The sequence below is a fragment of the Shinella sp. M31 genome (assembly GCF_049199205.1).
GTDB lineage: Bacteria > Pseudomonadota > Alphaproteobacteria > Rhizobiales > Rhizobiaceae > Shinella.
Genome location: NZ_JBLZPH010000066.1, coordinates 1 through 26150, shown reverse-complemented (window position 1 = coordinate 26150; position 26150 = coordinate 1). Strand labels below are relative to the sequence as shown.

Sequence of the window (26150 nt, the reverse complement as noted above, 5' to 3'; positions counted from 1 at the left end):
GCCATGTTGTCGTAGACGGTCATGTGGGGGTAGAGCGCGTAGGACTGGAACACCATGGCGATGCCGCGCTTGGACGGCGGCACGTCGTTGACGCGCTCGCCGTCGATCGTCATGTCGCCGCCGGTGATCTCCTCAAGGCCGGCGATCATGCGCAGCAGCGTCGACTTCCCGCAGCCGGACGGGCCGACGAAGACGATGAACTCGCCCTGCTTGATGTCGAGATCGATGCCGTGGATCACATCCACCGCGCCATAGGACTTGCGGATATCCTTGAGAACCAGCCCTGTCATGCTCTTACCTCCCCAATAGTTTTTGACCGATCAAGAAAAGCGGGCGAAGAAGCCGCTCCAGGCCGGAAGTTCGATATTTTCCTCATGCATGATGCTGCCGAAGCCATGGCCTTCCAGCGCTTCCAGCTGGCCCGCCGGAAGATCGGCAAGCCGGGCGACCGGGCTCATGTTGAAGGCGCAGAAGACCTTCTCGTTACCGTGCGTGCGTACGAAAGAGAGGATCGCGCCTTCGGCCGAATCGAAGTCGATCTCACCCTTGACCAGCGCCACATGCTCCTTGCGGAAGGCGAGGAAGCGGCGGTAATGCGCGAGAACCGAGGCGTCGTCGCCCTCCTGCACGCTGACGGCGCGCTCGAGATGGACGTCCGGCACCGGGAGCCACGGCTTGCCCTGGCTGAACCCCCCGGACTGCTTGTCGCTTTCCCAGACCATCGGCGTGCGGCAGCCGTCGCGGCCCTTGAAATCCGGCCAGAACTGGATGCCGTAGGGATCCTGCAGATCCTCATAGGCGAGCTCGGCCTCCGGCAGCGCCAGTTCCTCGCCCTGATAGATGCAGACGGAACCGCGCAGCGACATCAGGAGGCTGGCGAGCAGCTTGGCATGGGCCTCGTGGTCGGTGACGGCATTGCCCCAGCGGGTGACATGGCGCATCACGTCATGGTTGGAGAAGGCCCAGCAGACCCAGCCTTCGGGGGCCGCCTTTTCCAGCGCGCGCTGCGTGTCGGCCACGAAGGCCGGTGTCAGCGGGTCGGGCGCCAGGAATTCGAAGGCGTAGCACATGTGCATCTTGTCGCCGCCGGAAGTGTATTCGCCGGCGATCTCCAGACCGCGCTGGCTGTCGCCCACCTCGCCCACGGCGGCGATTGCCGGGAACTCTTCCATGACCGCGCGGAAGCGCTTCAGGAATTCCAGGTTCTCTGGCTGGTTCTTGTCGTAGAGATGTTCCTGGTAGTTATAGGGGTTCACGGCCGGCGCCGTCTGCGCATTGCGCCGCTCGGGGGCGAGCGACGGGTTGTCGCGCAACTCCTTGTCGTGGAAATAGAAGTTGATCGTATCAAGGCGGAAGCCGTCGACGCCGCGCTCCAGCCAGAAGCGGGCGACCGAGAGCAGCGCGTCCTGAACCTCCGGATTGTGCAGGTTGAGGTCCGGCTGCGAGGTCAGGAAGTTGTGCATGTAATATTGCAGACGCGTCGGGTCCCATTGCCAGGCGGAACCGCCGAAGATCGACAGCCAATTGTTCGGCGGCGTGCCGTCGGGCTTGGAATCCGCCCAGACATACCAGTCCGCCTTGGGATTGGTGCGGCGCGAGCGGCTTTCGACGAACCACGGGTGTTTGTCGGAGGTGTGCGACAGGACGAGGTCGATCATGACGCGGATGTTGAGGCGGTGCGCCTCGGCGATCAGCGCATCGAAATCGGCAAGTTCGCCGAAGATCGGGTCGACGTCCTGGTAATCCGAGACGTCATAGCCGAAATCCTTCATCGGCGAGGTGAAGAACGGCGAAATCCAGATCGCATCCGCGCCGAGCGAGGCGACATGGGCAAGCCGCTCGGTGATGCCCTTGAGGTCGCCGATGCCATCACCGTTCGTATCCTGGAACGAGCGCGGATAGATCTGGTAGATCACCGCGCCGCGCCACCAGTCCTTGTCCGGGATGAGAAGGGTGGAATCCGACGTCGTCGTCATTCTGGTATTTCCTGGTTACTTTGTTTTACGCAATTCCGGACGCAAATCCGCTTCACACTTTTGCTGGAATTGCTTTCATCAACCGCCCTTGACCGAACCCGACAGCAGGCCGCGCACGAGATAGCGCTGCAGGCTGAAGAACACGATGAGGGGCACGATGATGGTGATGAAGGCCGAGGCCGTGAGGATTTCCCAGTTGCCGCCGCGCGAGCCGAGCAGGTTCACCAGACGCCCGGTCAGCACCAGTTCGTCATTGCCCGTGCCGAGGAAGACCATGGCGACGAGCAGGTCGTTCCAGGTCCACAGGAACTGGAAGATGGAGAACGAGGCGAGTGCCGGGAAGGAGAGCGGCAGGATGATCTTCACGAAGATATCGAAATCGCTGGCGCCATCGACGCGGGCGGATTCGAGGATTTCGCGCGGCAGGCCGGCCATGTAGTTGCGCAGCAGATAGACCGCCAACGGCAGGCCGAAGCCCATATGGGCGAGCCAGATGCCGACATAGGTTTTCGCGGGCACGCCGAAGAAGGCGCCGACACCGTTATAGAGCTTCAGGAGCGGGATCAGCGACATTTGCAGCGGCACGACGAGCAGGCCGACGATGACGGCGATCAGGATCGCCCGGCCGGGGAACGGCATCCAGGCCAGCGCATAGGCGCAGAAGGCGGCAACGAGGATCGGGATGATCGTCGAGGGGATCGCCACGGTCAGCGAGTTGATGAAGGACGAGCCGATGCCGGCGGCATTCAGCACTTCACGATAATTGTCGAGCGTGAAGCGCGGCGGCACGGAGGCCGTATAGAAGATGCGCTGGCCGCGCGTGCCTTCCATCTTGGTCGGCGAGACGATCTGGTAGCTGCCGTCCTCGTTCACCGTGAGCGTCTGGCCGTCGCCCAGATCGGCGGGCTTGCCGGCTTCGAAGGCGGCGGGCTGCAGAGGGCGCACGCCGAAGGCCGAGACCTTGGCATTGTCGCCGTCGAGGAGCTTGCCCTCGATGACGAATTTTCCATCCTTCTCGACCTGCGCCTCGGGCGACGCGGCGCGGCCGGTGAGGTTCTGCGAGGAGGTGGAGAGTGCCGTCCACCAGCCGGAGACGGCGAGCTGGTCCTTGTCGCGCAGCGACGAGATCAGCAGGCCGGCGGTCGGCAGCGTCCAGAGCGCGACGAGCAGCAGGACGGAAAGATGGACGACGATGATGAGCGGCGAACGGGCGGAAGCAATCATCTCAGCGCTCCATTTCCTTGGTGGCGTTGCGGATGTTCCAGATCATGATCGGAATGACCAGGATCATGATGACGACGGCAATGGACGCGCCGCGCCCGAAATCGCCGCCGCCGCGGAACATCCAGTCGAACATCAGGTTCGCCAGAACCTGCGTCTGCCATTGCCCGTTGGTCATGGCGAGCACGATGTCGAAGACCTTGAGGACGAGGATGGTGATCGTCGTCCAGACCACGGCGATCGTTCCCCAGATCTGCGGCACCATGATCTTGAAGAAGATCTGCATGCCGCTCGCGCCGTCGATGACGGCCGCCTCGATGGTCTCTTCCGGGATGCCGCGGAGTGCGGCCGAGAGGATGACCATGGCGAAGCCGGTCTGGATCCAGATCAGGATGACCATCAGGAAGAAGTTGTTCCAGAAGGGAATGGTCATCCACGCCTCGGGCTGGCCGCCCATGGCCACCACGATGGCGTTGAGGATGCCGATCTGTTCGGAGCCTTCCGAGCGGTAGTCGTAGACGAATTTCCAGATGACGGCGGCGCCGACGAAGGAGATCGCCATCGGCATGAAAATCAGCGTCTTTGCGATATTACCCCACCAGATGCGGTCGGTCAGCGCCGCGATGACGAGACCGAAGAAGGTGGAAAGCGCCGGCACCACGAGGAGCCAGAGGAAATTGTTGAAGATCGACTGGCGGAATTCGCCGTCGTTGAACATCCAGACGAAGTTGCTCAAACCGACGAACTGCTGGCCGGAGCGGTCATGGAAAGCAAGCCGGACGGATTCGAAGACGGGATAGACGAGGTAGATGGCAAGCGCGAAGAGCGCCGGCGCCATGAACAGCCAGGGCCTGATCGCATTGGTGATGCGCAGGTTCTGCGATGCCTGCGCGCCCGTCAGCCCCTTGGAGGGGAAAATCTTGTCGAGCAGCCAGTTCGTTCCGAAGAAATAGGCGGCGCAGGCGAGCACGCCCCCCACCATCGTGAAAATGGCGAATAACAATTGCTGCATGGCAGTTCCTCCCCAGGAATGCATCCCCTGACGCTCTTCTCCACACGTAAACCGGACCCTGAGAGGCACAAGGGGCGCTCACGCGGCTTGCACCGCATGGTCCGGCTGCATGTGGGCATGCTTGGGAAAACCGGCGGGCGAAACCCGCCGGTTCGCCAGGATGTTACTTGATGGCGTCCCAGGCCTTCTGGACACCGGCGGCGACATCGGCCGCGGATTTGCCGCCGACGAAATCGACCATGCCCGTCCAGAACGCGCCCGCGCCGATCTTGCCCGGCATCAGGTCGGAACCGTCGAAGCGGAAGGTCGTCGAGTTCAGCAGGATTTCACCCTGCTTTTTCATCGGACCGTTGGCATAGGCTTCCTTGTTGGCGCTCTTGTAGGGCGTCAGGAAGCTCGTCTGCGCCATCCAGACTTCATGGGCGATCGGCGTCTTCAGGAATTCGATGAAGGCGCGCGAGGCCGGCGTGTCCTTGGTGATCATGGCGAGCGTGCCGGCACCGAGAACCGGGTTGCCGAGTTCAGGCTTGCTGGCATAGGGCGGCATGTAGAAGAAGTCCGCGTCTTCACCGACAACCGTGCCTTCCGGGAAGAAGGACGGGATGAAGGATGCCTGGTGGTGCAGGTAGCACTTCGGCGGTGAGGCGAAGAGGCCCTTCGGGCTGTCGCGGAAGTCGGTGGAGGCAACGGCTGCCGCACCGCCATCGACGAACTTGTCGTTCTTGGCAAACCAGCCGAATTCATCCAGCGCGCCGACGACGGAGGCATCGGTGAACGGGATCTCGTTCTTCACCCACTTGTCGTAGGTCTCCGGCGAAGCCGTGCGCAGCATCAGGTCTTCGACCCAGTCGGTTGCCGGCCAGCCGGTGGCGCCGCCCGAACCCAGGCCGATGCACCAGGGCGTGCCGCCGTCGGCGACGATCTTTTCCGTCAGCGCCTTCAGGTCTTCCATGGTCTTCGGCACTTCGTAGCCAGCGTCTTCGAAGTTCTCAGGCACGTACCAGACGAGCGACTTCACGTCGATCTTGTAGGGGAAGGCATAGAGCGCGGCCGTGCCGTCCTTGCCCTTGTAGGTCGAGAGATCAACCCAGGACTGGCCGGCGGCGTAATTGTCGAGAAGCCATTTCTGGGTCTCGTCACCGAGCGGCGTCAGGTAACCCTTGGACGCGAGGTCGGCGATCAGGCCCGGCTGCGGGAGGATGGCGACATCAGGCGGGCTGCCGGCCTGGGTGTCGATGACGATCTGCTGTTCGTAGTTTTCCGAGGAGGAGTATTTCAGGTCGACGCCCGTCGCTTCGACGAAATAGGCATAGACATTCTTGAAGAGCGCTTCGTCTTCGCCGCGCCAGGGGCCGAAGATCGTCAGCGTCTGGCCCTTGAGGTCATGGCCCTTCTTGAAATCTTCGAAGCTCTGCCAGTTGAATTTCGAATCCTCGCCGGGCTTGAACTTCAAATCGGCAGCGGCAGCGCCGCCCGCCATCAGAAGTGCCAGCGCAGCCGTCATCAGCAATGTCTTTTTCACGTGATTTGCCTCCCATAGCAAACCCGCCCTCCCGGGGCAGGCATTCTCTAAAATACCCCAAAATTCAAAGCGCTTTGGATTTGCTTTCATCCCATTTCCCCCTCACCCTCGTCAAGTACCCCCAAATCATTTCAAACAAAAACGCCGTTTCTGACGCAGTGCAGCGTAGTTTTGCGGCGCAAAATGACCAAATCTGCTTTTCCCGAAGGAATTGCTGATGTTACATGCCGGAACGCTTTGGGAAAAAAATAGGGAACGTCAGGGCACGACATCCAAAGCGCTTTTAATGTTTCAAGAAAGCTAAGCATGTGAATCTCAAGCAGTTGTCGCAATTGCTGGGTCTGTCGCAGACAACCGTCAGCAGGGCGCTGAACGGCTATCCGGAGGTGAATGCCGAGACGCGTCAGCGGGTTCTCGATGCCGTCCGGGAGACAGGCTACCGCCCCAACCGGGCCGCGCAGCGCCTGGCGACGGGCCGCGCCGGCTCGATCGGCCTGGTCATGCCCACCGCCGACGGTATCGAGTCCGACGTGCATTTCGGCGAATTCCTGGCTGGCCTCGGCGACGAGGCGGTCAAGCACGACTTCCATTTCGTCATCAATCCAAGCCATCCGGAAGACGAGGTGGCAACGTGCCGGCGGCTTGTCGCCAGCGGCAATGTCGATGCGCTGTTCCTTGCCTATATGCGCGAGAAGGATCCGCGCATCGCCATGATGAAGTCGCTGAAGACGCCCTTCGTCGTGCATGGCCGCTCGATGGGCATCGCGACGGACTATCCCTATCTCGATATCGACAATACCGGCGCCTTCTATGATGCCGCGCGGCTGCTCGCGCAGCTCGGCCACCGGCATATCGCCCTCATCAACGGCCCTGACTATCTCACCTTCTCGAAACGGCGGACGAAGGGCACGGAGCGGGCGCTGGCCGAGCACGGCCTCGTGCTGCGCGACGAATGCAACTCCAATTCGCAGATGACCGACGAACACGGTTTCCGAGCGATGGAGCGCTTCCTGCAGCTTGATACTCCGCCGACGGCGGTTCTCTGTTCCAGCACGGTTCTGGCGCTCGGCGCGGTGCGGGCGATCAACCAGGCCGGATTGAAATTGGGCTCGGACATCTCGCTGATCGCCCATGACGACGTTCTGCCGATGCTGAAACCGGAGAATTTCATGGTGCCGCTGACGACGACGCGCTCCTCGCTGCGCGCCGCCGGCCAGCGCATCGCGCGCCGGCTGATCGCCGATATCCTTCAGCTGGAGACCCTGCCGCAGCAGGAACTCTGGAAGACCGATCTGATCGTGCGCGCCTCGACCGGCCCTGCCCCCACGGGCAAATAAAAAGGCGCCCCGCGGGGCGCCTTTTGCATTCACGCGATCATCAGAACTTCGGCGGCTTTCTGCCGGCCTTGCGATAGGCGGCGATGACGGTGTTGGCCATCAACATGGCGATGGTCATCGGACCGACGCCTCCCGGAACCGGCGTGATCACGCCGGCGACCTTGGCAGCCTCCTCGAAGGCGACGTCGCCCACGAGGCGGGTCTTGCCCTCCGCGGTCGTGATCCGGTTGATGCCGACATCGATGACGGTGGCGCCAGGCTTAACCCAGTCCGCCTTGACCATTTCCGGGCGGCCAACAGCAGCGACGAGGATATCGGCATTGCGGCAGACGCCGGCGAGATCCCGGGTGCGCGAATGAGCGGTCGTCACCGTCGCATTGGCGGCGAGCAGCAGAGCCGACATCGGCTTGCCGAACAGGTTGGATCGGCCGATCACCACGGCATTGAGGCCGGACAGGTCCTCGCCATGGGTGCGGCGCACGAAAACCATGGCGCCGGCCGGCGTGCAGGAGACGAGACCACCGTCGAGATCGCCGATCGCCACCTTGCCGGCATTGACGACATGCAGGCCGTCGACGTCCTTTTCCGGCTTGATCGACTGGATGATCGGGTCCGAATTCAGGTGCTTGGGCAGCGGCAGCTGGACGAGGATGCCGTGAATGGTCTCGTCGGCATTGAGCGTCTCGACCAGGGCGGCGAGCTCTTCCTGCGTCGTCTGCTCCGGTAGGGTATGCTGGATGGAGTTGAAACCGCATTCCTTCGACATGCGGCTCTTGGCGCCGACATAGGCGTGGCTTGCCGGATCATCGCCGACGATGACGACGGCGAGACCGGGCTTGACGCCTGCCTCGTTCTCCAAGGTCACGGTCGCGGCCTTCACGGCGTCAATCACGGAAGCGGCAACCTGCTTCCCATCGATAATGGTGGTCACATTTCTCTCCCTGATGAATGCGCCCACTTTAGGAGCGCGGCTGCACGGCGGGATGGCCTCTTAACGCCCTATGCTGTCCAAAACGCATAAATTCAAGCGTTCCGTTTCGCAAACACGCCGCCCAATTCGTTAACACCCCTTTTCCTGTCAGCCCTGAGAGGATGCACCGAAGGCGTGAGGGAACCGGTCAGGCCGCCGGAAAAGTCCTTTTTTGAAGCACCCTGCGCAAATATTTTTGCCGAAATGTGGGCTTCAATGACGGAAACAGCGCAATAAGTGCAAGCATTTTCAGCGAGATAGGTTCGCCGACAGGCACATGGTTAGCAAAACATGAAAACATCCCACGGCCTTCTAGGGAATTCCTTAAAAGCCCTTTCAGGCAGGCTTGCTAAACCGGCTTCGAGCAGCACAAGTATTGCGGGAGCAGCATGAAGCCCTTTCCCACATTCCCAAACGACAGCGCCATCCGGCGGGCCATGACGGCTGGCCGGTCCGGTCGCCAGACATGTGGAGCCCGGCCATGAACCTCATGTCGGGCAACATCGTCACCGCGCAACGCGACATTCTCGGCCTCCCCGTCTGCGAGCTCAGCTGGGCCGATGCCTTCACCTTTGCCGAAGAGGTGGCGACCATGCCCTTCGGCCAGACCGTCATCGCCTTCATCAACGCGAACAATGCGAACCTGATGATGAGCGATCCGGAATACCGCGCCGTGCTCGAGCGTCAGGTCGTCTTTCCCGATGGCCACGGCGTCGACATCGCTTCCATGGTATTCCACGGGCGCAAGTTCCCGGCGAACCTCAACGGCACGGATTTCGTGCCGGCGCTCCTGACCTATATCACCAAGCCGATGCGCGTCGCCCTGATCGGCACGCGCGCCAAGACCCTGCAGCGCGCGACGGAAAACTTCCGCCGCCATGCGCCCTGGCATGAGTTCATCCCGATTTCCGACGGTTTCTTCGACCGGGCGAAATCCGACGAGATCATGGAGCAGGTGCGCGCGGCCAATGTCGATATCCTTTTGGTCGCCATGGGCAGCCCCGCGCAGGAGAAATGGATCGACCGCCATGTCGGTCCCGGCCATGCAAGGCTGGTGCTGAGCGTCGGCGCGCTGTTCGATTTCGTCGCCGGCGACGTTCGCCGCGCGCCGCTTGGCGTCCGCAAACTGCGCCTCGAATGGCTCTACCGGTTGCTTCAGGAACCCTCGCGCCTGTGGCGGCGCTATGTCATCGGCAACCCGCTCTTCCTCTATCATGTCATGCGCTACAAGTTGTCGGGCCTCGTGGTGAAGCGCCCGGAGGATGAAACGGCAAAAGCCGGCACGCGCTAGACGGCCGGCTTCTTCAAAAACTGCCTCAACTCAGCGGCGGACCTAGTGTCCGCCGCTTTTTTCTGCCGGCTTCACTTCGGGCACGTCGCCCTTCAGAAGCGTGACGCCCTTCTTGGGCGCCGGATCCTCGACGGAAGCGGTGGTGATGTAATCGATCTGCTCGACATAGACCTCAGCGATCACGTCTGCACCGAAACGACGATTGAGGCCTTCCTTGATGACGCCGCGGAAGGCGTCGAGGTCGAAATCACCCGCCGACTTCACGTCGATCATCTTCTTGCCGACGAGCAGCGTGTAAAGCTCGTCCGTGATCATCTGCGGCAGCGGCACGACCTGCTTGGCTGCCAGTTCCTTGTTCGCCTTGTAGGCGAGCTTGGTGAGCAGGTAGCCGTTGACGCCGTCCTCGCCGAGGACGGGCACGGTCGTCGTATAGCCAGTGACGAATTCCATCGCGGCTTCGCGCGCGGCGGCTTCCGCGTCGACCTTGGGGGCCGAGGCCATCTTCAGCGAAAAATACACCGCAGCGAGCGTGACCGCGAGGACCCAGACGCCGGTGCCGATGAGCTTGATCATGTCCCGTAACCCAGGCGGAACTGTTCCTGCGAATAGGTGCCGTCAGCCTCGAGGTCCTGCACGGCATTCTTCAGAATGGTGACGACCTCGCGCACCGCATCGAGATGGGCCGAGACGCGCTGGGCGTTTGTGGCGAGCTTTTCGCGCACGCGGCCAAGCTGCGGCGAGAAGCTCTGGGGAACCTCTTCGGGGCGCACGTCGCGTGTCAGCATGGCCAGCTCATAGAGGCAGCGGCTCTTGTGGGCATTCGACGTCGGCAGATCGAAATCGGGATCGTGACCGATATTGTCGTTCTCGTTGTCGATGATGGTTTCAAGCCGACCGAGCACAGAGCGGATTCGGATTTCGTTGCTTGCCTGTTCCATTTTGTTGTTCTCCGCTTATGCCGTTTTCTTGTGGTCTTTGATGCCGGGCGTCAGGTCGGCAAAGGCCTCCCGCTGCAGGGCCTGGACCATGCCGGAGGCGACACGGTCGGGATCGTTGTCCTTGGCGCCGCCCGAGATGCCGCTCTTCTTGGCGAGCGCCTCGGCAATGCCGATGCCGCCGCCCTTGCCGAGCGCCTCGCCCAGTTGGTCGGCCATCATGCCGCGCCACATCTCGCCGGCCGTTCCTTCGCCGTAGATCTGCTCGCTCTCGCTCGGCATCATCGATTTCACGAAGTTCTGCAGAACCATCGTCTCGAACTTGCGCAGGTGCTCCGGCACGGCCGCCTTGCCGCCGACCGCGGAAACGCCGTTCGACGACGACGCCGCGCCGGCGGAATCACGATTGAGAATGGTGCCGACGGCGGCCTGGAATCCGGCGCCTGCTTCGGCAAGACTGGTCGCTTCGAAAGAAGCGCGGTTCGATTTCAGCTTGGCTTGCGCTTCCTGAACCTGGGTAGGATCGGCAGCGCGCACGACATCGAGCACCAGATCGCTGGGGGGAGTAATTGCCACGTCTCAAAGCCTTTCAGGTAAATCCTGCGAGCCGGACCCGTCCTCATGGCGGTCCGCCGGCCTCATGACCATCAGGACATCGGCTCACCCGCGCTGCACATGGCAGCTGCTTCGGTAAACCTCTTCATCGTCCGTGGGGAGACTATCGCTGCTCAACCTTACGGGAGGCTGGTGGCGGATGACGATGCCGTGACGGCAGCGCATCCGGAATCCAATTTGAGGCAAGCTTGAGCGCGTGTGCGCAAAAACGCCGTGTCGTTCCAAAGGCTTGAGGACAATCTTAGTCGTTGCCGCCCTTGTAGGCGATGTGCTGGTCGATCAGATCGTAGATGGCGTCGTCGGCCGCCTCGCGCTCTTCTGCGCTGCGGGCTTCTTTCATATGATCTTCCATGCGGTCGCCCTTGGTGCGCTCGCGCACCACGCGCATCTCATGCATCTGCTGGACGTTGGCCAGCATCTGGTCCTGCTGCTGCAAGCGGCTGTACTGGCCGGAATAGTGGCGCGAGAAGCTGCGATGCACCGGGTTCAGCGAATTGATCGCGTCGGCCACCGCATCCATGGTCTCGGCCGCCTCTTGGCGCTGGCGCGTCGTGTTGGCGAGATCAATCTCGGCCATCTTTTCGAGATGGCGCTGCACCGTCACGAGACGTTTGAGCTTTTCCGAACGGCTCTGCGCCATCGCTATTCCCCCCTGAAGACCGGAATGAAGCCGCTCGCAAAAATCTCGAGCAGCGACGAGATGCCGAAATAGAGAAGGAGCAGGCCACCGGTGATGATGAAGGGCAGCGAGACGAAGTAGATCGGGATCTGCGGCGCGAGCTTGTTGATCAGGCCGACGGAGACGTTGAACACCAGGCCGTAGAGAATGAAGGGGCTCGCCAGCCTAAGCATGATCATGAAGGTCTGGCTCAAGGTGTCCGTGAGCGTGATCAGCGCGCTCTGCGGATTGAAGCCCGCGCCGATCGGCATGACATTGTAGGATTCGATCAGCGCCCGCAGGACGACATGGTGAAAATCCAGCATGAACAGCACGAGCAGACCGGCAAAGGACAGGAGGTTCGTCAGCTGGTTTTCCTGGGTATCTTCCAGCACATCCGGTGTCGGCGGCGCATTGAAGCCCATCATCATGGTCAGAACCGTGCCGGCGAATTGCAGGCCGAGCACGTAGTAGCGGGCAATCAGGCCGATAACGGCCCCCGTCAGCGTCTCGAACACAATCATCTTGAGATAACCGTCGAGATCGCCGGTGGAGCGCGGATAGATGACGTCCCACATAATCGGCAGCACGCCCATCGAGATGGCGATCGCCAGGAACAGGCGGATCTGGATCGAGATGCGGGCCGAGGAGAAGCCCGGCAGCAGCATGAAACACCCGCCGACACGGCAGAAGGCGGCGAACAGCGCCAGCACCGTGCCCTGCGGGTCGGTTATCATGAAATCGAGCCGAGAATCTTGATCTCGATGCCCTTGGCGAGCTCGACATGCGAGAGAACCGGCAATGTTGCAAACAGGCGTTCGATGATCATGCGCACATAAGAGCGGGATTCGGGCGACGTGACCAGTACAAAGGGCGTGCCGCGGTCGAGAAACTCGCGGATAACGCGGGTCGCTTGTTCGGAAAACTCTTCGAGCTGGCGCGGATCAATATCGAACTCGACGATTTCGCCCTTCGAGTCGCGCTTCAGCGCCTGGTGGAACACCATGTCCCACTTGTTGCCGAGACGCAGCACCGGCAGAACGCCGTTATCGGTCAGATCGCCGCAAATCTGCTGGGCCATGCGGATGCGGACATGCTCGACGATCTGCTCGGTCTTGCGCACATGCGGCGCCAGTTCCGCGACGGCTTCGAGAATGAGGTGCAGGTTGCGGATGGAGACGCGCTCGGCGAGCAGCAGCTTCAACACCGCCTGCAGGCCGGAATAGGACATGTGTGACGAGCAGATCTCGTCGGCCAGCTTGCGGTATTCCGGATCGAGGCGTTCGATCAGCACCTTGACGTCCTTGTAGGACAGGAGCTGCGGCAGGTTGTTGCGAATAACTTCCGAGAGATGCGTGAGAACAACCGAAACGTTGTCGATCGGGTGGAAGCCCTCGCGGCGCAGGTCCTCGGCAAAGGTTTCGAGGATCGAGACGGCCGGCATGCCGAAGGCGGGCTCGCGGATCTCATCGCCCGGCACGCTCGGCTTGCGCCCTCCGCCGGTGACGACGAGCACTTCGCCGACGCGCACGATGTTGGAGGCGATCGTCGTGCCGTGGATGCGGATCTGGTAGGACTTGTCGGGAATGGCGATGTCGTCGGAGACCTTGATTTCCGGCACGACGAAGCCGTACTGCCCGGCGAATTTCTTGCGCATCTTGCCGACGCGGAAGGCCAGTTCCTGATGCGCGCCGAGCAGGCGGGTGGAGACCTGCTTGCCGAGCAGCAGTTCGATCTCGGCGGTCTTCAGCACCGATTTGACCGAATCCTTCTCCTGGTCGCGTGTCGCCTGCACCTGCTGGGCCTCGGCGGCACGCTTGACCTGGTTCTCGGCCTCGATGCGGCGCGGAATGATCCAGCCGCCGAAAGCCATCAGGCCGCCGAGCACCATGAAGGGCAGGAAGGGCAGGCCCGGCATGAGGGCAAGCATGATCATCAGTCCTGCGGCGACGAGCAGTGCGCGCGGATAGCCGGAGAGCTGGTTGATGACCGCCTGGTCGGTGGAACCCGACGTGCCGCCGCGCGAGACGATAAGGCCTGCAGCGAGCGAAACGATCAGGGCGGGAATCTGCGAGACGAGACCGTCGCCGACCGAGAGCTTGACGAAGACGTCGGCGGCTTCGCCGAGCTCCATGCCATGGCGGAAATAGCCGATGATGATGCCGCCGAACACGTTGATGGCGGTGATGAGCAGGCCGGCAATGGCGTCGCCGCGCACGAATTTCGAGGCACCGTCCATCGAACCGAAGAAGGAGCTTTCCTCTTCCAGCTCGCGGCGGCGCAGCTGCGCCTGCTTCTCGTCGATGAGGCCGGCCGAAAGGTCGGCGTCGATCGACATCTGCTTGCCGGGGATCGCATCGAGGGTGAAGCGCGCGCCGACTTCCGCGATACGCGTCGCACCCTTGGTGATGACGATGAAATTCACCACGATCAGGATCATGAAGACGATTAGACCGATGACGAAGTCGCCGGACATGACGAGGCTGGCGAAACCGGCGATCACGCCGCCCGCCGCGTCATGACCCTCATTGCCATGGGAGAGAATGACGCGGGTCGTCGCGATGTTGAGCGACAGGCGCACCATGGTGGCGATGAGGAGGACGGTCGGGAAGGCCGAGAAATCGAGCGGCCGCTGGATCCACAGCGAGACCATCAGGATCAACACCGAGAAGGCGATCGAGAAGGCCAGGCCTATGTCGATCATGAAGGCCGGGATCGGCAGGAAGAGGATCGACAGGATCGTCAGGATACCCACGGCGAACGCGACGTCGCGACCGCTGGGACTGACCTTCGGAAGGTTGATTGCCGGAACTTGCGCCATCTTTATGCTTCCCGTCTCATCATGAGAGGCGGCGGCGCGGAACATGCGTCGCCCATTTCACCCGATGACCTACAGGGCGAAGCTTGTGCGAGGATGGGGGAAAGCCACGCCGGCGAGGCGCAAAGCGCGTCCGGAGGCGCGCTAGAATCCGCTCTGGATGCGGGAGAAGACGAGATCGGTGAAGATGGAGATCTGGGCGCCGATGAAGGGCGCCGAGATGGCGATCGCAACGAAGATCGCCAGGATTTTCGGCACGAAAGTGAGGGTCATTTCCTGCACCTGCGTCAGCGCCTGCACGAAGGCGATGGTGACGCCGACGACCATGGCGGCAAGCACGGCCGGTCCGGAGGCCACGACGACCGTCCAGATGGCTGCCTGCGCTATGTCGAGGGCGTCTGCCTCATTCAAGTCTTGGTTTCGCTTATCTTCACGCCGGGTCCGATGACGAGTTTTTCGCCCGAATCAAGCTTGGCCACGATACCGTCGTTGTATAGCGTCACTTCCTTGACGACACCAGTAACCTTGCCGTCCTCGCTGGTGACGGTGCGGCCGATGACGGAATTGGCTTCCTGCAGCGACGTGCGCTGGAGCAGGCTCTCGAAATTCTTGTTCGTCTTGATGGTCTGCTCGACCTGCGAGAAGGTCGCGAGCTGCGCCATCTGCTGGGCCGAATCCATCGGCTCGGTCGGGTCCTGGTTCTTCATCTGCGCCACGAGCAGCTTCAGGAAGCTTTCGTAGTTCAGCGTCGCCGACTTTTCGGCGGTTGACGCTTCGCTGCCCGTTGCAACCGGGGTGGACTTGGCGCTGCTTGCGGCGCCGACCGGCGTTACCATGGTGCGATCTCCCTGCGGATCTGCTCGATCGTGGCGGGCGCCATTTCCTGATTGTTGAGAATGCGGTCCTCGATCGGGTAGAGCCCGCGGATCGCCTTCAGCGCTTCGAAGGCGCGGCCCTGCGTGACGAGCGCGTCGACGCGCTTCAGTTCGGCCAGCACTTCCTCGTTCTTGAAGCAGGAGAGCAGCATGATGACCGACTTGCGGAACATGGCGATCGACTGCTCGGCGCCTTCCGGATTGATCAGCGCCATCTGCGCGATGAAATAGAGCTGGCGAAGCGGGGTCGTCGCCTGTTCCGGCTGCAGGACGTGGTTTTCCAAAAGGAAGGTCACGTCGTTCAGGAATTCGATCGCCACCTTGCGATCGACCCTCAGAACGGCGCCGTTGACGAAAATACGTTCCCCAGACTTCAGCGATATACGCAGCGTACTTTTCATTTGATTCCATCCTTGATGATGGTTGTAATGTCGATAATGCCTTGGAAATTCTTAGATTCGCGTTTGCGGATCTTTTCGATTTCCTTGAGAATCCAGATCGCGATCGAGATCAGATTGGCCCGCAGTTCGTCAGCGAGTTGATTTTCCGGATTTCCGAGATCCTCGATGAACCGGATCCAGACGCGACGCGTGTAGTAGACGGCTTCCACCGCTTCCTTGCCGTAGGTTCCGCCGGCCGCAATTGCCGCTTCCAGAAGCGCAACAGACCGCTCGAGGACCTGCCGCTCCCGATCTTTCGAGACGGCGACGCCCTCCTCCATGATCTCGGCATATGAAAACTGGTACATTCAGACATCCTTCATGTGTGTCCGTATCCTCTGCTTCATCAGAGGTAGTTCAGCAGGCTCAGGTTCTGGATCCGCGAGGTGAGCGTGTAGGCGAGCGAAAGCTGCGATTCGAGCGTGGTCACACGCGTCGCTGCCTCGTAGGTATCGATGCCTTCCATATCCTTGATGCTGGTGCTCAAGATGGTGATCTGGGCGTCGAGCGAGGTGTTGGCCTGGGTCACGCGGGATTCGGAAATGCCGAGCTTCGAACGTTCCCCGTCGATGCCGGAGACGGCGCGGCCCATATAGTCGATCGCCGCATCGCTCACGACCTTGCGGGACGCTTCGGAAATGTTGAGCGCCAGCAGTTCCTTGCCGATCACCAAGCCGAGCGCCATGTGACGCATGCCGTCCACATTGGTGTTGGTCGAGCTCTGCACCGTTTCGGAGGCGCTGATGCGGCTGTTCATGTTTTCGCTGGACGCATTCGACCAGTTGTTTTCCCAGTTCAAGCCCATGAAGTCCGTGTCGAGCGCGTCGATGAAGGACTGCATGTCGGCGGGGTCGATGGTCGAAACGGCGGCGTCTGTCTGATCGAAACCAAAGTGCGTCAGGAAGGCCGTGTCGAAAGCGGCCTTGGCATCCGACACGGGCGAGGTCTGATCATAGTCGTTGAACGGCATCACGTCGGAATTGATGCCGGCGAACAGATATTCGCCGCTGAAGGACGTGTTGGCCGCCGCCGTGAAGGTCGACAGCGCATCGCCGATATTCTTCTTGGCAAGCTGGAGCTGGTCGGCGGAGGTGATGCCCGACAGCGCGATCAGCACGCCCATGGCGTCGTTTGCCGCCGTCGACATCTGGCCGAGCGCGGCCTGGGATGCGGCGAGGCGCTGCGTCGTCAGGGCATTGGTGCTCTTCAGCGATTCCATACGCTGCAGGTCGCGGTGCAGGTTCAGCGTGCGGGCAGTCTTGGCACCAAGCTCCGCGCCGACATCCGCATGGCGGCCCGTCACGGACTCTTCCTGAACCTTCAGCATCTCCTTCTGCGCGCTCGCAACCGTGATGCGCATCGCGTTCTGGAGGGACATGTTGGAAACGAAAGAAGCCTTCATAGCTTAGCCTGCCGCCTGGAGAAGCGCGGTGATCATCTCATCGACCGCCGACACGAGTTTTGCCGATGCCTTGTAGGACTGTTCAAGATCGAGCAGCAGCGCGAGCTCCTCGTCGAGGCTGACGGACGTCACGTTCTGCAGCGCTTCCTGCGTGCGGCCGAGCAGCGCCGTCTTGTCGTCGCTTGCGGTCGTTGCCGCGCTGCGCAGCTGTTCCAGCCAACCGACCGAGCCGGTCGAAAAAGCCAGGATCGTCGCCGTCGTGTCGATCGCCGCATCCGTGTCGAAGATCGTCGGCGTTTCGAACGCCGCGGCATAGCTTTTCAGGAGTTCGGAGAAGCTGGCATTGTTGCCGGTGTTGAAGGTATCGTTAATGCCATCGCGCAGCAGCATGGCGTTGCCGCCCTGGCTCGTGATGACGGCGGGGTTGACCCCGATCACCGTGGCCAGTCCCGACACGGCCGTATCGACACTGAAGTCATCGCCGACGCCGACGCCGTTGCGGACGAAAAGTCCGTCCACCTGGGTTCCCGAGACGTTTTCGGAGAACATGTTGATCAGGCTGCGCGCCGTCTCGTCAAGCTGCGTCTGAAAGGTCGGGGCCGTATAGTCGCGAAGCTGCAGGAGTGCCCCGATGGAGCCCTGCGCGCTCGTGTTGCCGCCGGTGCCCATCTGGACGGCGACACCATCGATGTAAACCTGGTTGCCGGTGACGGTCGCCGTATAGGTCGGGGTCGCCGTGAAGGTCACGGCACGTGGCTCCGTTTCGAACAGCACGGTGCCGTCGCTCGTATAGAGCGCCAGATCGTTGTTGGTCCGCTTCAGCGTGCTGACGCCGACGATCTGCGAGATCTGGGTCAGGAGTTTATCGCGCTGATCGAGCGCGTCGTTGACGTCAGTGCCGGCGGCCGTGCCCTGCTTGACCTGGTCGTTATAGGTCTTGAACTCGGCAAGCAGGCGGTTGAGTTCCGTCACCGCGGTGCCGATATCGGCATCCGCCTCGGCACGCATCTTCTGCACGGCAAGCGACGTGCTGTTCAGCGAGTTGGCGACATCGGTGGCGTCGGCAACGACCGTCTCGGCAAGCGAAACTTCGTTCGGCTTGTCGGCAAACGCCTGGAGATTGTCGCGCAGCTTGGAAAGATAGGTGGACGGGGCGAGTTCGTAATCCTCGCCGCCGAGCATCATCTTCATGTTGGTCAGCCCGGTCAGAAGCGTATTCTGCGCGGACGACTTGGAAATGCTGACGAGATTCTGCTTCAGCAGCGCCTCGTTCTGGGCCCGTTGCGTTTCGACGACAGAGGCCCCTGTTGCGGCCGTGGCGAGAACCGCCGACCGGCGCGCATAGGACGCATCGCTTGCATTGGCAATGTTCTTCGACGCGACGGCCGATTGCAGGCCTACGTTCGAAAAGCTCGACTGAGCAGTCTTCATTGCTGTTGAAAGCGACATCGGATTTACCTAACTCTCGACTGCGCGCGGGGTTCAGGCCGCATTATCTCTTCAGGTTGACGAGCGTTTCCATGAGTTCCGAACCGGTCTGGAAGACCTTGGAATTCGCCGTGTAGTTACGCTGCGATTCAATCATGCTCGTAAGTTCCTCGGCGATATCGACGTTGGAATCTTCGAGCGCGCCGGAAATGATGCTGCCGTAACCGTTGCTGCCGGCATAACCCATAACGACGACGCCCGATTCGTTGCTCTGCGAGTAGACGTTGCCCGGCAGCGGCTTGAGGTTGTCGGGGCTCTGCACCGAGGCCATCGCGATGCGGTACTTCGGGGTCAGTTCACCGTTCGAATATTTCAGCGAGAGAACGCCGTCGTCGCTGATCTCGTAGCCGGTGACCTTGGCGGCCGCATTGCCGTCGATCTTGCCGTTGGAGACGCCGAAATCGGAAGCGAGCTGGGTGGAGCCGCCGATGCTGATTTCGAGCGAAGCCAGGTTTGCCCCACCTGTGGCCAGCGCGCTCGTCGTGATCGTCGCCGGCGACGGGGTCAGCAGCTTGCCGTCGGTGCCAAAGGTCATGGCGATCGGACCGGCGATCGATGTGCCGTCATAGACCGCTTCAACCGTCCAGTTGTTGTCCGACACCTTGGTGTAAGTGAATTCGATGAGACGCGAATTGCCCTGGCTGTCATAGGCCTTGAGCGACGTCTTCTTCTCGAAACCATCGGCGGCATTCGACGGCAGGTTGACGTCGAGCGCACCCTCCGTCGACCCCGTGGCACTAAGCTCGCCGGAGGACAGGTTGATCTCTTCGAGGCCGTCGAAGCCGTTGACGACGATGGTCGGATCTTCTGTCGAGGAGTATTCATAGCCCATCAGCGTGAAGCCGGCGGAATTCTGCAGCGAACCGTCATCCATCGGGGTGAAAGCGCCGGCGCGGGTCATATATTCCTGGCCGTCGCTGCCCTTGACGATGAAGAAGCCCTTGCCGTTGATGGCGAGGTCCGTCGACGACGTCGTATATGTGAAAGTGCCTTGCGAGCCGATGGAGTAGCGCACGTCGGTGGTCACGCCACCGGAATTGTAAGCACCGCCCGTCGAAGGCAGAATCAGCGAGGAGAACTGGGTGGAGGCTTTCTTGTAGCCCGTCGTGTTCGCATTCGCGATGTTGTCGGCAACCGTGCTCAGACGGTTTGCCTGGGCGTTCATGCCGGAAACACCCGTTCTCATCGTACCGTAAAGGCTCATGTCAAATCCCCGTTCATCTCGTCACCAGGACCCTATGGGACGGGCCTTGCGTGAAGCTGGCTGCAACGCGATCCGGCGGGGTCCGCATTCCCCGCCGGATCGCAAATTTTTCAGCCCTGCCAATCGATGCAGTAGCCAAGGAAGCGCTTGGAATCGATCGGATCGAAACCGAGCTTCTTGCGCAGCTTCTTGCGCAACTTGCTGATGTGGCTTTCAACTACGTTCTCTTCGACGTCCTCGTCGAAAATGCCGTAGATCGCGTTGAAGATCTGGGTCTTGGAAAGCCGGCGGCCGCGGTTGGCGACCAAATATTCCAGGATGCGGCGCTCGCGGCGCGGCAACGGAAAGACCTCGTCGCTGATCTCGGGATCACGACCGTCTGAGAACACCCGGATCGGGCCGATCTCGGTGAAGTTGGTCAGCGCCTTCAGGCGTCGCCGGATGGCCGCCGCCCGGGCCAGGATTTCCCGCGGATGAACCGGCTTGCGCACGACGTCGTCGACGCCGCTGTCGAACAGCGCAAGGGTGTTTTCCAGCGAGGGTGTATCGCTGACCGCGATGACCGGAGCCTGCGAACGATCACGGATCGCCCGCGGCAGTTCCATGCCGTGCTGGCCCTGACCGATCAGGAATGCCTCGACCGCATCGATGTCGGAATCGGCGGCGGTATTGACCCACTCGCCGAATTCACGGGGATCGAACCCCGTCGAGGGCACGCCCTCGCGACCAAAAAGAGAAGTATAGCCGTCTTTCACGAGCTCGCGCTCATCAACCACTACGATCATTCGTCCGCCTCCGAATCAGTGTGGTGCCTCGTTCAGGCAGTGGTACGAATCGGGCGAATCACCGGCAACTAGAGAAAGTGACTGGGTGGTTTTAACAGTTGATTAAGAATTGCGTGCCGATTTGGTCTACATATAGTAGGCCTTGGCGTTTTCCGCCACAATTTTATGGTGGAAAAGTTAACAAAGGTTAACGCTGCGCCTTGCCATGCCAAAACTGGGCGCATTGCTGCCACATTGCGGCACAAGCCGAACGGGCATGAATGTTCAACTTTTAATAGAATTACTGGCAGAACGTTTTCGCGTTTGTCGTCCAGCTTCCATAGCCCGTCGCAACCAGATTGGCGATCACCCGGCAGACGTAACGCTTCTGCGCGGGGTCGTTGTTCGGGCCCGCATGGTAGCGGGCGACGGCCATGGTCCAGGTTTCATGCCTGGCGTGGAGACGCGCAAGGAAGGATGCCGCATATTCGACATTCTTGCGCGGGTCGAACATTTCCGCCGGCGACGCGAACTGGTCGCCGTGGAAATGGTGGTTGATCTGCATGCAGCCGAGGTCGATCAGCTTGGCGCCGCGGGCCCGCGCCACCTGGAAGGCCTGCAGCGCCTCTTCCTGGTTCCGGCCGAAATAGGCCTTGCCCTCGATATTCATGGCATAGGGCTGCAACGATCCCTTCCGGCCGGTCTCGGTGAGACCGACGGAATAGAGGATGCCGGCCGGGATATCGTATTTCGCCGCCGCCGCGAGGATTTCACGCTCGCAGCTGCCCGACGTCGCCGCTTCAGAGGTAGACGCCGCCAGAGCGCACAGACTGGCCGCCAGCAAGCCCAGAAGCGTTTTCCGACGTGTTGCCGTCATGGGAGGTTCCTTCGCCTGCGAAAGTGCGTGTGCCGTCGCCATTACCGCTCTGGCGGCCGTTGCCGCCCTCACGGGCCTGGGGCTGACTGGAGGACTGCTGCTGTTGCTGTGAGGCCTGTCCGTCGCCCTGCTGCGGGGTGCCGCTGCTGCGGTCGATCGACGACAGCTGGACGCTGACCTGGTCGACGGCGAAGCCCTGGCCACGCAGCGCCTTGACGATGGCATCCTGATCGTCGCTGAGCTGGCGATAGGCTTCGCCCGTCTCCACCTGCAGCGAAACAACCAGTGCATCACCATGTAGGCGCAGCGTCGCCGTCACCGTGCCGAGATCGATCGGCTTCATCTGGATCTTCAGCGTATTGACGACCTTGCCGGTCGCTGCCGCTTCCGAATGGCTGAGGCCGCCGGTGGAGCTGAGCGATGCCGCCCAGTTCGGATCCTGTGCGATGGCAGTGGTCACCGCGCTGGCATTGCTGGTCGGTGCCAGGCCAATATAGCGGCGGGAATCGAGGACCGTCACCGTCTCCGCCTTTCCGGCAGCCGTCTGGCTGGCATCACGCACGCTCGTGCGCTCGCCCGTGCCCGAAATGCTCATATCGAGATCCCGGCCCTTGCCATCGGCGCGGATCAGCCGGAACAGCTGGTCCGTATCCGATTGGGGGACCTCGCCGGCATCCGGCATGTCGGCGAGCAATGCTGCGTCCGCATTGGCCGTCGCCTTACCGTCAACCTTCGCGGCGAGCGCGATCTCGGCCTTCGCCGAACCCTTCTCGCCCGGCTGCCCCTTCACGTCCTGCATGACGCCGGAAGCCACCATCTGGACCGCAGCACCATTGACGATGGCTTGCGGAATGGCGGCGGGAGCGGCCAGCATTTCGAGGAGATTGCCGACATCGCTCTTGGCTGAAGCGGCCTCCCCATCCTGCTTGGCATCCTTCCGATCTTTAATGTCTGCGGCGTCCTTGATGTGTTTGGCGCCCTCAGGCAGGCCGGTGTTTTTTCCATCCTTGACATTACCGAGCGCAATGAGGAGTTCGTCCGCAGCGTCGCGCGTGTCGGCAATCGGCGAGGCCTGCGTTGCGCCCGTATCCTGCTTTGTTTTCAGATGGTCATTCTTCTGCGAGACCGATGTGTTGGCAGTCCGGTCATCAACATGCGCCCTGGGAAGAGTCGGACCGTTTCCCGCCGGGTGGGAGACGGCCTTCCCGTCAAGGAGCGTTTCTGCCTGCGCGGAGGATGAGACGCTGGTTTCCTTGAGTGCCTCTGCGAGTACGGCAAGGTCTCGCTCACCGGCTTTGCGCGTGGTGGTGGCAGTCTGCTCGATCTGGATCTGGCTGCGGCTGGTCTCGGCAATCGAGATGCGCCCGCCCTTGCGGCCGCTCTCGCCATCGCCGGCCTTGCCTTGCAGGCTGGCGACTGCGCTCGCGAAGGCATTCTTCTGCGAGGTGTCCGCCGTCTTGCCGTGGGCTGCCTTGCTCTTGGAGGACGTCTGTCCCGGCACGATGCCGTTAATACCGTTGCCGATGGTGCTCAACTGCCTTCTCCTTTCAAGAGCGCGTCGATCGCGTCGAGCTTGGAGCGGCCGCCCGACACGAAAGTGTCGAAAGCCGGATCCACGCCCGCCTTCCCCTGCTGCTCTTTCTTTTCAGTCCCAGACCCGGCGGCTGCGACCGGAATCTCCCCCGCGCCTGCGCGCGGGTCCATCGTCCGGTCGGCCGTTTCGGCCTCACTCAATCCGTCATAGGAGGGGTCTTCCCCCTCCACCGGGAGAGCGGCCTGCTTTTGTGGCACGCTCTCTTCTACCGCGGCCGTCTCGGGCGCGCGCAGCACTTCCTCGGCCACAGCCTTTGCCGCCGCCTTCAGCGCCCGGTCCTTCGGCGAAAGCTTGTCGTCGGGAATGGCGGCGATGGCTTCCATGGCCGTCGCGACGTCACCCGACGGCACGGAGGCGAGCCCCGAATAGAGATCCGCCAGAACCTTGGGCACGCTTTCGCCGTCGTCGGACAGCATCTGGGCGCGCGTTGCGGCAAGCGTCGCGAGCTTGTTCTTGCCGGTGATGGCCGCAAGGCGCGCCATGCGCAGATAGACCTCGCGCTGGCGCGGCACATCCATGAAGGAGAGAACCTCCAAGATGTCCTCTTCCTTGAGTTCGTCGAAATGATCGACGGCCAGTTTCACGAAGAGATCGGCAAACTGGCTGGCATAGGGGGAGCGCAGATAGCGGCGCGCATAGCGGTTTGCATAGACCATGCTCTTGTCGGTCCAGCCGGCCTCACTGGTGATGAAGATGGAGCGGCGCAGCGCCGCCTCCTCGACGATCGTACCGGGCGCAACGAGCCGCGCCCAGTCGAAATAGGTCAGCGCCAGCGCCGGGTCCTTACGGATGACCGAATTGGCCGAGACGAGCGCGAGATAGGGGCCGACGCGCGACCGCTTGTATTCCGGAAAGATCTCCGCGAGCGACTTGACGCTCTGCGTGCCGCGGCCGGAGAGGTAGGCGCGGAGCGCATCCGTCAGGCGGGAATCGAAATGGCCGTCGACGTCCTTCTTGATCAGCAGTTCCAGCGTTTCCGGATTGCCGCCGCTCATCGCATAGACGAGGGCCGCATCGACATTGCGCGGATCGTCGAAGACGGAGGGCTCGGCCGTGCGCAGCCGGTCGTCGATGGTGGTCAGCAGGAAACGCTGCATCTCCATGGCCGAGTGATCGCCGAGCACCACCGTGTCCTGCACATATTGCAGCGACCGGATCATCTTGTAGGGCTCGATATCCTCGGGGCTTTCCGCGCGCGCGGATGCACCGGCACCGAGCGCTGCGCAGAAAACCGTACCCGTCAGAAGAAGGCGGCAAAACAGACTCATCGATCAGCCGCCCTCGGCCTGGATGAGGATTTCGATCCGGCGGTTCGCATCGGCCATGGGATCGGCCGGCACCTTAAGGCGCCGGTCGGCGAAGCCCGTGACCTGGCTCACGCGCTTTTCCGCAAGCCCGCCGCGCACCAGCATGTAATAGGCACTCTGCGCGCGATCCATGGACAGGCGCCAGTTGTCATTTTTGCCGCCGGCGAAGGGCCGGGCGTCGGTATGACCGCGGATGGCGATGGCGCCGGGGCGGCTTTCGAGAATCTTGCCGATCTTCTCCATGGCCAGCACCATCTCGCGCTTGGGCAGCGCCGAGCCGATGTTGAACATCGGCGTGTCCATCTGGTCGGTGAGGCTGACGAGCAGGCCGCCCTCGGCCGGCGTCACGGTCAGGCCTTCCGCCAGCTTGCCGAGCGTGCCGATCTGCTGGGTGATCTCGGCCTTCAGCTTGCCGGCGTCGTCATCTTCCTTGGACTTCTTTTCCTCAGCGGCCTTTTCGGCTTCAGCCTTGTCGGTTTCGGCTTTGGCAGCCTCCGCCTTCTCCGCATCGTCCTTGGCAAGCGCCTCCTGCACGGTCTTGTCGCTGGCGACGGCAACCTGCTGGTTCGCCTTGCCTTCGCTGCCGTTGCTGGTCGCCTGGGAAATATCCACCTGCTGCGTCCAGAAATCGGGATCGAACGGGTCGCGATAGGCTTCGCCGCCATCCGCGCCGGTCGCGGGACCGGAATTGGCGGCGCCGCCCTCGCCCTTGGCACTTACATTGGCCTGCTGGCCGACTTCCTGTGCGATCTCGGAGAGAACCGAATAGGGGTTCTCGAAATAGTTCGCCTCTGAATACTGCGTCTCCTCGCCCGCGGAGGTGCTTTCGTCCTTGCCGTTTTCGGCGCCATTTCCGGCGGCCTGCTTTTGGCCGGCTTCCTTGGACTTGTCCTGCGTCGCCTCGCCTTCCGCACTGTTGGCCGGCTTCTTCACCGATTTGTCGGCCGGTTTGTCGTCGGTCAACTTGATCGGGTTGAAATAGGCGGCAACGGAAGCCTGCGTTTTCTCGTTGGCGGCATTGACGAGCCACATCACGAGGAAGAACGCCATCATGGCCGTCATGAAGTCGGCATAGGCGATCTTCCAGGCGGCCGAATGGTGGTCGCCGTCATGGTCGCCATGGCGCTTGACGATGATGATCTCGTTCTTGCCGTGGTGGTGATTTTCGCCTTCGCTCATGCAAGCACCTTGCGTACGGTGTCAGCCCAGGCCGCCATCCGCGTTACCAGGACGGTTTCGCCATATTCCACCGTCAGATCGACATCCTGCGTCTCGACATGCCGGAAGACCGGCGCGGGGTCGTCGAAACGCGCTTTCAACTGCTCGAAGAGGTTTGCCGGCCCCTTCACCGTAATCGTCACGCCCTCGCCATCCTGCAGCCCTTCAGTGATCATGCGCGCAAGATCGCCGACGGCACCCTTGGTCAGGATCTGATTCATGACGGGTGCCAGCACCTGCGCGGTCTGGGCGGCGACGACATCGGCCACTTCGCCCGTCAGCATTGAGAAGCGTTCGGCAAGCGCCCTGGCATAGTCCTGCTCGTAGCGCAGGCGCAGGTTTTCCAGTTCGGCTTTGTGCGCCTCTTTCAAGGCGTCCATTTCGGCATCGAACCTGGCATGAAGCTCGGCCTCGGCCTCCGAGCGCCCTTCGGCAAAGGCGGTGGCCCGTTCGGCTTCGATATCGACCGGCGGCAAGGCAAGCGGCATCGCGAAGGATTCGGAAGACGCAGCACCGTCTTCATCTGTGCCGAAGCTCGGCGGCTGGAAGGTCGGAGCCTTGGCGCGCGGCGGTGCGCCAAAATCCTTCAGGTAGCGGGCGAGTTGTGCGCTCATGCGCCCTCTCCC

The 26150-nt window shown here is 61.8% G+C and carries 27 protein-coding genes; 2 read left to right on the top strand and 25 right to left on the bottom strand.

Translation table 11 applies throughout. The features are described 5' to 3' along the window. The 5 genes from ACOZKU_RS10165 to ACOZKU_RS10145 all read right to left on the bottom strand — a co-directional run. Nucleotides 1–290: ATP-binding cassette domain-containing protein (locus ACOZKU_RS10165; protein ID WP_421578767.1), on the bottom strand; the 290-nt coding region annotated here is incomplete at its 3' end. A gap of 30 nt (nt 291–320) precedes the next feature. Continuing rightward, nucleotides 321–1976: an alpha-glucosidase gene (locus tag ACOZKU_RS10160; protein WP_421578766.1), complete on the bottom strand. Its 1656-nt coding sequence runs from the start codon at nt 1974–1976 to the stop codon at nt 321–323. A 78-nt stretch (nt 1977–2054) separates the two neighbouring features. After that, nucleotides 2055–3200 carry a carbohydrate ABC transporter permease gene (locus tag ACOZKU_RS10155; protein ID WP_314092725.1) on the bottom strand — a complete coding sequence of 382 codons (1146 nt, stop codon included), beginning with the start codon at nt 3198–3200 and terminating at the stop codon, nt 2055–2057. Nucleotide 3201: 1 nt separating this feature from the next. Further along, nucleotides 3202–4209, bottom strand: a complete 1008-nt coding sequence (locus ACOZKU_RS10150; protein WP_314092724.1) for a sugar ABC transporter permease — start codon at nt 4207–4209, stop codon at nt 3202–3204. 163 nt (nt 4210–4372) lie between these two features. Then, nucleotides 4373–5713: an ABC transporter substrate-binding protein gene (locus ACOZKU_RS10145; RefSeq protein ID WP_421578801.1), complete on the bottom strand. Its 1341-nt coding sequence runs from the start codon at nt 5711–5713 to the stop codon at nt 4373–4375. Nucleotides 5714–6039: 326 nt separating this feature from the next. Between ACOZKU_RS10145 and ACOZKU_RS10140 the strand changes: the two genes are divergently transcribed. After that, nucleotides 6040–7068, top strand: coding sequence for a LacI family DNA-binding transcriptional regulator (locus tag ACOZKU_RS10140; RefSeq protein ID WP_421578765.1), 1029 nt, complete (start codon nt 6040–6042; stop codon nt 7066–7068). Between the two features lie 40 nt (nt 7069–7108). Here the strand turns inward: ACOZKU_RS10140 and folD are convergent, their stop codons facing one another. Further along, nucleotides 7109–7999, bottom strand: coding sequence for a bifunctional methylenetetrahydrofolate dehydrogenase/methenyltetrahydrofolate cyclohydrolase FolD (gene folD / locus ACOZKU_RS10135; protein ID WP_314092718.1), 891 nt, complete (start codon nt 7997–7999; stop codon nt 7109–7111). Nucleotides 8000–8519: 520 nt separating this feature from the next. Here folD and ACOZKU_RS10130 point away from each other — a divergent pair. Next, the gene (locus ACOZKU_RS10130; protein ID WP_421578764.1) at nt 8520–9329 is read left to right on the top strand and encodes a WecB/TagA/CpsF family glycosyltransferase; all 810 of its coding nucleotides are present in this window, start codon (nt 8520–8522) and stop codon (nt 9327–9329) included. Nucleotides 9330–9371: 42 nt separating this feature from the next. On the opposite strand, the gene ACOZKU_RS10125 is transcribed toward ACOZKU_RS10130, so the two are convergent. The 19 genes from ACOZKU_RS10125 to ACOZKU_RS10035 all read right to left on the bottom strand — a co-directional run bounded on the left by ACOZKU_RS10125 (nt 9372) and on the right by ACOZKU_RS10035 (nt 26138). Continuing rightward, nucleotides 9372–9902: a hypothetical protein gene (locus ACOZKU_RS10125; protein WP_421578763.1), complete on the bottom strand. Its 531-nt coding sequence runs from the start codon at nt 9900–9902 to the stop codon at nt 9372–9374. Further along, nucleotides 9899–10267 (bottom strand): hypothetical protein, encoded by a 369-nt coding sequence (locus tag ACOZKU_RS10120; RefSeq protein WP_117368237.1) that lies wholly within the window; start codon nt 10265–10267, stop codon nt 9899–9901. The genes ACOZKU_RS10125 and ACOZKU_RS10120 overlap by 4 nt, the downstream gene beginning before the upstream one ends. 15 nt (nt 10268–10282) lie before the next feature. Then, nucleotides 10283–10840: a rod-binding protein gene (locus tag ACOZKU_RS10115; RefSeq protein WP_314092710.1), complete on the bottom strand. Its 558-nt coding sequence runs from the start codon at nt 10838–10840 to the stop codon at nt 10283–10285. Nucleotides 10841–11120: 280 nt separating this feature from the next. Further along, complete coding sequence (locus tag ACOZKU_RS10110; RefSeq protein ID WP_421578762.1) at nt 11121–11519, bottom strand: hypothetical protein; 399 nt, start codon at nt 11517–11519, stop codon at nt 11121–11123. A 2-nt stretch (nt 11520–11521) separates the two neighbouring features. Next, the gene (gene fliR / locus ACOZKU_RS10105) at nt 11522–12274 is read right to left on the bottom strand and encodes a flagellar biosynthetic protein FliR (RefSeq protein WP_314092706.1); all 753 of its coding nucleotides are present in this window, start codon (nt 12272–12274) and stop codon (nt 11522–11524) included. Beyond that, complete coding sequence (gene flhA, locus ACOZKU_RS10100) at nt 12271–14358, bottom strand: flagellar biosynthesis protein FlhA (protein ID WP_313523616.1); 2088 nt, start codon at nt 14356–14358, stop codon at nt 12271–12273. The genes fliR and flhA overlap by 4 nt, the downstream gene beginning before the upstream one ends. A 141-nt stretch (nt 14359–14499) precedes the next feature. Next, a complete protein-coding gene (fliQ, locus tag ACOZKU_RS10095; protein WP_313523614.1) occupies nt 14500–14766 on the bottom strand; it encodes a flagellar biosynthesis protein FliQ in 267 nt (88 codons plus the stop codon). Beyond that, the gene (gene flgD / locus ACOZKU_RS10090) at nt 14763–15191 is read right to left on the bottom strand and encodes a flagellar hook assembly protein FlgD (protein ID WP_314092702.1); all 429 of its coding nucleotides are present in this window, start codon (nt 15189–15191) and stop codon (nt 14763–14765) included. The genes fliQ and flgD overlap by 4 nt, the downstream gene beginning before the upstream one ends. Continuing rightward, entirely contained in the window at nt 15185–15631 is a 447-nt protein-coding gene (gene flbT / locus ACOZKU_RS10085) for a flagellar biosynthesis repressor FlbT (protein ID WP_244760987.1), read from the bottom strand. Before flbT ends, flgD begins: the two co-directional genes overlap by 7 nt. Beyond that, nucleotides 15628–15978, bottom strand: a complete 351-nt coding sequence (gene flaF / locus ACOZKU_RS10080) for a flagellar biosynthesis regulator FlaF (RefSeq protein WP_421578761.1) — start codon at nt 15976–15978, stop codon at nt 15628–15630. Before flaF ends, flbT begins: the two co-directional genes overlap by 4 nt. 38 nt (nt 15979–16016) lie before the next feature. After that, nucleotides 16017–17072 carry a flagellar hook-associated family protein gene (locus ACOZKU_RS10075; protein ID WP_314092694.1) on the bottom strand — a complete coding sequence of 352 codons (1056 nt, stop codon included), beginning with the start codon at nt 17070–17072 and terminating at the stop codon, nt 16017–16019. A 3-nt stretch (nt 17073–17075) separates the two neighbouring features. Further along, nucleotides 17076–18521, bottom strand: coding sequence for a flagellar hook-associated protein FlgK (gene flgK, locus ACOZKU_RS10070; RefSeq protein ID WP_421578760.1), 1446 nt, complete (start codon nt 18519–18521; stop codon nt 17076–17078). Nucleotides 18522–18564: 43 nt separating this feature from the next. Then, the gene (locus ACOZKU_RS10065; protein WP_421578759.1) at nt 18565–19764 is read right to left on the bottom strand and encodes a flagellar hook protein FlgE; all 1200 of its coding nucleotides are present in this window, start codon (nt 19762–19764) and stop codon (nt 18565–18567) included. A 110-nt stretch (nt 19765–19874) separates the two neighbouring features. Beyond that, the gene (gene rem, locus ACOZKU_RS10060; protein ID WP_421578758.1) at nt 19875–20549 is read right to left on the bottom strand and encodes a transcriptional activator Rem; all 675 of its coding nucleotides are present in this window, start codon (nt 20547–20549) and stop codon (nt 19875–19877) included. Between the two features lie 280 nt (nt 20550–20829). Further along, nucleotides 20830–21405: a transglycosylase SLT domain-containing protein gene (locus ACOZKU_RS10055; RefSeq protein ID WP_421578757.1), complete on the bottom strand. Its 576-nt coding sequence runs from the start codon at nt 21403–21405 to the stop codon at nt 20830–20832. Further along, nucleotides 21329–22939, bottom strand: a complete 1611-nt coding sequence (locus tag ACOZKU_RS10050) for a flagellar hook-length control protein FliK (RefSeq protein WP_421578756.1) — start codon at nt 22937–22939, stop codon at nt 21329–21331. Before ACOZKU_RS10050 ends, ACOZKU_RS10055 begins: the two co-directional genes overlap by 77 nt. Then, nucleotides 22936–24267: a chemotaxis protein MotC gene (motC, locus tag ACOZKU_RS10045; protein WP_421578755.1), complete on the bottom strand. Its 1332-nt coding sequence runs from the start codon at nt 24265–24267 to the stop codon at nt 22936–22938. Before motC ends, ACOZKU_RS10050 begins: the two co-directional genes overlap by 4 nt. Before the next feature lie 3 nt (nt 24268–24270). Continuing rightward, a complete protein-coding gene (locus ACOZKU_RS10040) occupies nt 24271–25485 on the bottom strand; it encodes a MotB family protein (RefSeq protein ID WP_421578754.1) in 1215 nt (404 codons plus the stop codon). Then, nucleotides 25482–26138, bottom strand: a complete 657-nt coding sequence (locus ACOZKU_RS10035) for a hypothetical protein (protein WP_421578753.1) — start codon at nt 26136–26138, stop codon at nt 25482–25484. Before ACOZKU_RS10035 ends, ACOZKU_RS10040 begins: the two co-directional genes overlap by 4 nt. Nucleotides 26139–26150: the final 12 nt, after the last annotated feature.

Excerpts from the sequence above, each read along its gene's own strand:
- ACOZKU_RS10160 (WP_421578766.1), bottom strand. The coding sequence starts at position 1,976 with ATGACGACGACGTCGGATTCCACCCTTCTCATCCCGGACAAGGACTGG.
- ACOZKU_RS10155 (WP_314092725.1), bottom strand. The coding sequence starts at position 3,200 with ATGATTGCTTCCGCCCGTTCGCCGCTCATCATCGTCGTCCATCTTTCC.
- ACOZKU_RS10150 (WP_314092724.1), bottom strand. The coding sequence starts at position 4,209 with ATGCAGCAATTGTTATTCGCCATTTTCACGATGGTGGGGGGCGTGCTC.
- ACOZKU_RS10145 (WP_421578801.1), bottom strand. The coding sequence starts at position 5,713 with ATGACGGCTGCGCTGGCACTTCTGATGGCGGGCGGCGCTGCCGCTGCC.
- ACOZKU_RS10130 (WP_421578764.1), top strand. The coding sequence starts at position 8,520 with ATGAACCTCATGTCGGGCAACATCGTCACCGCGCAACGCGACATTCTC.
- ACOZKU_RS10125 (WP_421578763.1), bottom strand. The coding sequence starts at position 9,902 with ATGATCAAGCTCATCGGCACCGGCGTCTGGGTCCTCGCGGTCACGCTC.
- ACOZKU_RS10120 (WP_117368237.1), bottom strand. The coding sequence starts at position 10,267 with ATGGAACAGGCAAGCAACGAAATCCGAATCCGCTCTGTGCTCGGTCGG.
- ACOZKU_RS10110 (WP_421578762.1), bottom strand. The coding sequence starts at position 11,519 with ATGGCGCAGAGCCGTTCGGAAAAGCTCAAACGTCTCGTGACGGTGCAG.
- fliR (WP_314092706.1), bottom strand. The coding sequence starts at position 12,274 with ATGATAACCGACCCGCAGGGCACGGTGCTGGCGCTGTTCGCCGCCTTC.
- flhA (WP_313523616.1), bottom strand. The coding sequence starts at position 14,358 with ATGGCGCAAGTTCCGGCAATCAACCTTCCGAAGGTCAGTCCCAGCGGT.
- flgD (WP_314092702.1), bottom strand. The coding sequence starts at position 15,191 with ATGGTAACGCCGGTCGGCGCCGCAAGCAGCGCCAAGTCCACCCCGGTT.
- flbT (WP_244760987.1), bottom strand. The coding sequence starts at position 15,631 with ATGAAAAGTACGCTGCGTATATCGCTGAAGTCTGGGGAACGTATTTTC.
- flaF (WP_421578761.1), bottom strand. The coding sequence starts at position 15,978 with ATGTACCAGTTTTCATATGCCGAGATCATGGAGGAGGGCGTCGCCGTC.
- ACOZKU_RS10075 (WP_314092694.1), bottom strand. The coding sequence starts at position 17,072 with ATGAAGGCTTCTTTCGTTTCCAACATGTCCCTCCAGAACGCGATGCGC.
- flgK (WP_421578760.1), bottom strand. The coding sequence starts at position 18,521 with ATGTCGCTTTCAACAGCAATGAAGACTGCTCAGTCGAGCTTTTCGAAC.
- ACOZKU_RS10065 (WP_421578759.1), bottom strand. The coding sequence starts at position 19,764 with ATGAGCCTTTACGGTACGATGAGAACGGGTGTTTCCGGCATGAACGCC.
- rem (WP_421578758.1), bottom strand. The coding sequence starts at position 20,549 with ATGATCGTAGTGGTTGATGAGCGCGAGCTCGTGAAAGACGGCTATACT.
- ACOZKU_RS10055 (WP_421578757.1), bottom strand. The coding sequence starts at position 21,405 with ATGACGGCAACACGTCGGAAAACGCTTCTGGGCTTGCTGGCGGCCAGT.
- motC (WP_421578755.1), bottom strand. The coding sequence starts at position 24,267 with ATGAGTCTGTTTTGCCGCCTTCTTCTGACGGGTACGGTTTTCTGCGCA.
- ACOZKU_RS10040 (WP_421578754.1), bottom strand. The coding sequence starts at position 25,485 with ATGAGCGAAGGCGAAAATCACCACCACGGCAAGAACGAGATCATCATC.
- ACOZKU_RS10035 (WP_421578753.1), bottom strand. The coding sequence starts at position 26,138 with ATGAGCGCACAACTCGCCCGCTACCTGAAGGATTTTGGCGCACCGCCG.